Source organism: Streptomyces bobili, from assembly GCF_002154575.1.
In the GTDB taxonomy this organism is placed as follows: Bacteria; Actinomycetota; Actinomycetes; order Streptomycetales; family Streptomycetaceae; genus Streptomyces; species Streptomyces bobili.
Window position 1 is genome coordinate 1 of sequence record NZ_MUBA01000683.1, and the last position, 4,274, is coordinate 4,274.

Genomic DNA, 4,274 nt, shown 5'->3' on the forward strand with positions numbered 1-4,274 from the left:
GGGAAGGCGCGGCGCCGAGCGGTGCGCAGCGGGGCCACGTGCTCCTCGGGGGCACCGGCGGCCACCAGCTTGTCCGTCATGTACGCGTACCAGCGGGCGGGCCGGGTCGCGCGGGTCCGCCGGACGATCGCGCCGTCCGCCGCGTGCATCGCGATCCACGCCCCGGAGGCCTCGCGCACCGCGCCCGACAGGCCGTGGTGGTCGGGGTGGTGGTGGGTGACGACGACGCCGTACAGCTCGGTGACGGAGGTGCCGCAGGCGGTGAGCCCGGCGGTCAGGGCGTCCCAGGAGGCCGGGTCGTCCCAGCCGGTGTCGACGAGGACCGGCCCGCGGTCGGTGTCGACGACGTACACCAGGGTGTGCCCGAGGGGATTGTCCGGGATGGGCACGCGCAGCGAGCGCACGCCCCCGCCGTGGTCGTACGTCGTCGGGGGTACGGGGTCCCCGTCCACGCTGCTCGTCATGCGCCCTCCGTCCCACGGCCATTGCCCACTATAACGAGAACTGGTATCAGTTTCTGAGACACCGTCAGAAACTTCGTTCAGGCACGTCGGCACAGACTCAGAGACGCCGGCGCCCTCGGGAGGCAGTCGCCATGGCCGAGCTAGTGGAACACGGACAGCTGTTCATCGGCGGGGAGTTGACCGACCCCCTCGGCAAGGACGTCATCGAGGTCGTCTCGCCGCACACCGAGGAGGTCATCGGGCGCGTACCGCACGCCTCGCCCGCCGACGTGGACCGGGCGGTCGCGGCGGCGCGGCGGGCCTTCGACGAGGGGCCGTGGCCCCGGCTGCCGCTGGCGGAGCGGATCGCGGTCGTCACCCGCATCAAGGACGGGATCGCCGCCCGGCACGAGGAGATCGCCCGCGTGATCTCCTCCGAGAACGGCTCCCCGTACTCCTGGAGCGTCCTCGCGCAGGCCCTCGGCGCGATGATGGTGTGGGACGCGGCGATCACCGTCGCGCGCGGCTTCCCCGTCGAGGAGCGGCGCGACGGCGTCCTCGGGAAGATCCTGGTGCGGCGCGAACCGGTCGGGGTGGTGGCCGCGGTCGCCCCCTGGAACGTCCCGCAGTTCGTGGCCGCCGCCAAGCTCGCGCCCGCGCTGCTCACCGGCTGCACGGTGGTGCTCAAGCCGTCGCCCGAATCACCCCTGGACGCCTACCTGTTGGCGGAGATCACCCGAGAGGCGGGGCTGCCCGAGGGCGTCCTGTCGATCCTGCCCGCGGACCGGGAGGTCAGCGAGTACCTGGTCGGGCATCCCGGCGTCGACAAGGTCTCCTTCACCGGATCGGTGGCGGCCGGCAGGCGCGTGATGGAGGTCGCCGCCCGCAACCTCACCCGCGTCACCCTGGAGTTGGGCGGCAAGTCGGCGGCGGTCGTCCTGCCGGACGCGGACATCGAGGCGACCGTCCCCGGGATCGTCTCGGCGGCCTGGATGAACAACGGCCAGGCCTGCGTCGCCCAGACCCGCATCCTGCTGCCGCGCTCCCGCTACGACGAGTTCGCGGACGCCCTCGCGGCGGCGGCGGGCGCGCTGGTCGTCGGCGACCCGCTGGACCCCGCGACGCAGGTCGGCCCGCTGGTCGCCAGGCGCCAGCAGCAGCGCAACCTCGACTACATCCGCATCGGCCAGGAGGAGGGCGCGAAGATCCTCACGGGCGGCGGCCGACCGCCCGGCCTGGACCGCGGCTGGTACGTCGAGCCGACCCTCTTCGGTGACGTCGACAACTCCATGCGGATCGCCCGCGAGGAGATCTTCGGCCCGGTGATCTGCCTCCTTCCCTACGGCGACGAGGCCGAGGCCGTGAAGATCGCGAACGACTCCGACTACGGCCTGAGCGGCAGCGTGTGGACCGCGGACGTCGGGCACGGCATCGAGGTGGCCCGCCAGGTCCGCACCGGGACGTACTCCGTGAACACCTTCAGCCTCGACATGCTCGGCCCGTTCGGCGGCTACAAGAACAGCGGCCTGGGCCGGGAGTTCGGTCCCGAAGGGTACGGCGAGTACCTGGAGCACAAGATGATCCACCTGCCGGCCGGCTGGGAGGGCTGAGCGGATGGGCGTATCCGGGACGGGAGACCGCTGGCACGTCGAGGTCGACCGCTCCCTGTGCATCGGCTCCGCGCAGTGCCTGCACCACGCCCCCGACCGCTTCCGTCTCGACCCCGCCCGCCAGTCCCACCCGAGCGCCCCCGACACGGGCGCCGACGAACGCGTCCTGGAGGCCGCGGAGAGCTGCCCGGTCGAGGCGATCGTGATCACCCTGGCGGAGAACGGGGAGGCGGTGTTCCCGCCGGAGGAGTAGAGCCGGGAGCGGGCTCTACTCCCGTGCCCCCGGCTCCGGCTCCGTCACGTCGATCAGGCGGCAGACCGTTTCGATGTCGATGCGGACCTGGGCGATGGAGGCCCGGCCCGAGAGCCAGGTGATGAGGGCCGAGTGCCAGGTGTGTTCGATGACGCGGACCGCGGAGAGCTGCTGCGGGGTGGGGTCCGCCAGGCCCATCGCGTCGAGGATGATCGCGGTGGTCTGGCGGGAGACCTGGTCGACCTCGGGGGAGACGCTGCGGTCGGCGAAGGTGAGGGCGCGGACCATCGCGTCGGCCAGGTGCGGCTCGCGCTGGAGGGCCCGGAAGGCGCGCATCAGGGTCTCCGCGACCCGCTCGGCCGGGGTGTCGCCCGCCGGGGGCTTCTTCCTCAGCGTGCCGTGCATCCGCTCCAACTGATCCTGCATCGTGGCGACCAGCAGATGCACCTTGGACGGGAAGTAGCGGTAGAGCGTGCCGAGGGCCACCTGCGAGGACTCGGCGACCTCCCGCATCTGCACCGCGTCGAACCCGCCCCGGCTCGCCAGTCGGGCGCTCGCGTGCAGGATGCGGCGGCGGCGGGCCTCCTGCCGCTCGGTGAGGGGAGCGGCGGAGGGGCGCTGGATGCTCGTATCCACCTTGTCCCCCTTGGCGTGCGCGGGCATGGGCCCCGTTCCGTGACGGTCGGTGAGGGCCTGGGATCACTCAGCGGAAACGGGGCGCCGGGTCGTGGCGTGAATCACCTGATCCACGGCTCACAGCGTCCTTACCTGCCGGTAGATTCAGAGCCTCCCGGACGATCAAGTCTGAAACTTGTTCTAGATTAGCGTCCCGTCGTAGTCTCGCGGGACAGTGCAGGCAGAAGGGGGCCCGGAGTGACCGCTGAGGCCAGTCAGGCGGGGTCCCAGGACCTCGCCGCGGACGGCGGGCGACCGCTCGACATCGCGCTCCTCACCTACAAGGGAAACCCGTTCTGCGGCGGCCAGGGCGTCTACGTCCGCCACCTCTCGCGTGAACTGGCCCGCCTGGGCCACCGCGTCGAGGTCATCGGCTCCCAGCCCTACCCGGTCCTCGACGAGGGCCACGACGACCGGCTGTCCCTCACCGAGCTGCCCAGCCTGGACCTCTACCGTCAGCCGGACCCGTTCCGCACTCCGGGACGCGGCGAGTACCGCGACTGGATCGACGCCCTCGAAGTGGCGACGATGTGGACCGGCGGCTTTCCCGAGCCGCTCACCTTCTCGCTGCGCGCCCGCCGCCATCTGCGCGCCCGGCGCGGCGAGTTCGACGTCGTGCACGACAACCAGACCCTCGGCTACGGCCTGCTGGGCGATGTCGGCGCCCCGCTGGTCACCACCATCCACCACCCCATCACCGTCGACCGGCGGTTGGAGCTGGACGCCGCCGAGGGACGCAAGCGGCGCGCCTCGGTGCGCCGCTGGTACGCCTTCACCCGCATGCAGAAGCGCGTCGCCCGCCGGCTGCCGTCCGTGCTCACCGTCTCCGGCACCTCCCGCCAGGAGATCGTCGAGCACCTCGGGGTCCGCGACGAGCGCATCCACGTCGTCCATATCGGCGCCGACACCGACCTGTTCGCGCCCGACCCGTCCGTGCCCGTCGTGCCGGGCCGCATCGTGACGACGTCCAGCGCGGACGTGCCGCTCAAGGGCCTGGTCTTCCTCGTCGAGGCGCTCGCCAAGGTCCGTACCGAGCAGCCGAACGCCCACCTCGTCGTCGTCGGCAAGCGCCCGAAGGAGGGCCCCGTCGCCGCCGCGGTCGAGCGCTACGGCCTCGAAGGCGCCATCGAGTTCGTCAAGGGCATCTCCGACGCCGAACTCGTCGCCACCACCGGCGGCGCCACCCCCGAGGTCGCCGGACGCGACGGCGAGACCTGCCTGGCCGTACCGCCGGGCGACGCGGGAGCGTTGGCCACCGCGCTGAGCCGGCTCCTCGCCGACCCCGGACTGCGG

The 4,274-nt window shown here is 72.3% G+C and carries 5 protein-coding genes; 3 read left to right on the forward strand and 2 right to left on the reverse strand.

What is annotated here, in order from left to right; translation table 11 throughout:
* A partial coding sequence (locus BZL64_RS36155; RefSeq protein ID WP_143663415.1) for an MBL fold metallo-hydrolase occupies positions 1-464 on the reverse strand: 464 nt, incomplete at its 3' end.
* 131 nt (positions 465-595) lie between these two features.
* Here BZL64_RS36155 and BZL64_RS36160 point away from each other — a divergent pair.
* Together BZL64_RS36160 and BZL64_RS36165 are read left to right on the forward strand one after the other, a co-directional pair.
* Complete coding sequence (locus tag BZL64_RS36160) at positions 596-2,053, forward strand: aldehyde dehydrogenase (RefSeq protein ID WP_086773268.1); 1,458 nt, start codon at positions 596-598, stop codon at positions 2,051-2,053.
* 4 nt (positions 2,054-2,057) lie between these two features.
* On the forward strand, positions 2,058-2,306 hold the full coding sequence (locus tag BZL64_RS36165; protein WP_086773269.1) for a ferredoxin: 249 nt from the start codon (positions 2,058-2,060) through the stop codon (positions 2,304-2,306).
* Between the two features lie 15 nt (positions 2,307-2,321).
* Here BZL64_RS36165 and BZL64_RS36170 read toward each other — a convergent pair whose 3' ends face one another.
* Positions 2,322-2,969 (reverse strand): TetR family transcriptional regulator, encoded by a 648-nt coding sequence (locus BZL64_RS36170; RefSeq protein WP_086773270.1) that lies wholly within the window; start codon positions 2,967-2,969, stop codon positions 2,322-2,324.
* 210 nt (positions 2,970-3,179) lie between these two features.
* On the opposite strand from BZL64_RS36170, the gene BZL64_RS36175 reads away from it, so the two are divergent.
* The coding region (locus tag BZL64_RS36175; RefSeq protein ID WP_086773271.1) for a glycosyltransferase family 4 protein at positions 3,180-4,274 on the forward strand (1,095 nt) is incomplete at its 3' end.

Coding starts and splice junctions, on each gene's coding strand:
- BZL64_RS36160 (WP_086773268.1), top strand. CDS start 596: ATGGCCGAGCTAGTGGAACACGGACAGCTGTTCATCGGCGGGGAGTTG.
- BZL64_RS36165 (WP_086773269.1), top strand. CDS start 2,058: ATGGGCGTATCCGGGACGGGAGACCGCTGGCACGTCGAGGTCGACCGC.
- BZL64_RS36170 (WP_086773270.1), bottom strand. CDS start 2,969: ATGCCCGCGCACGCCAAGGGGGACAAGGTGGATACGAGCATCCAGCGC.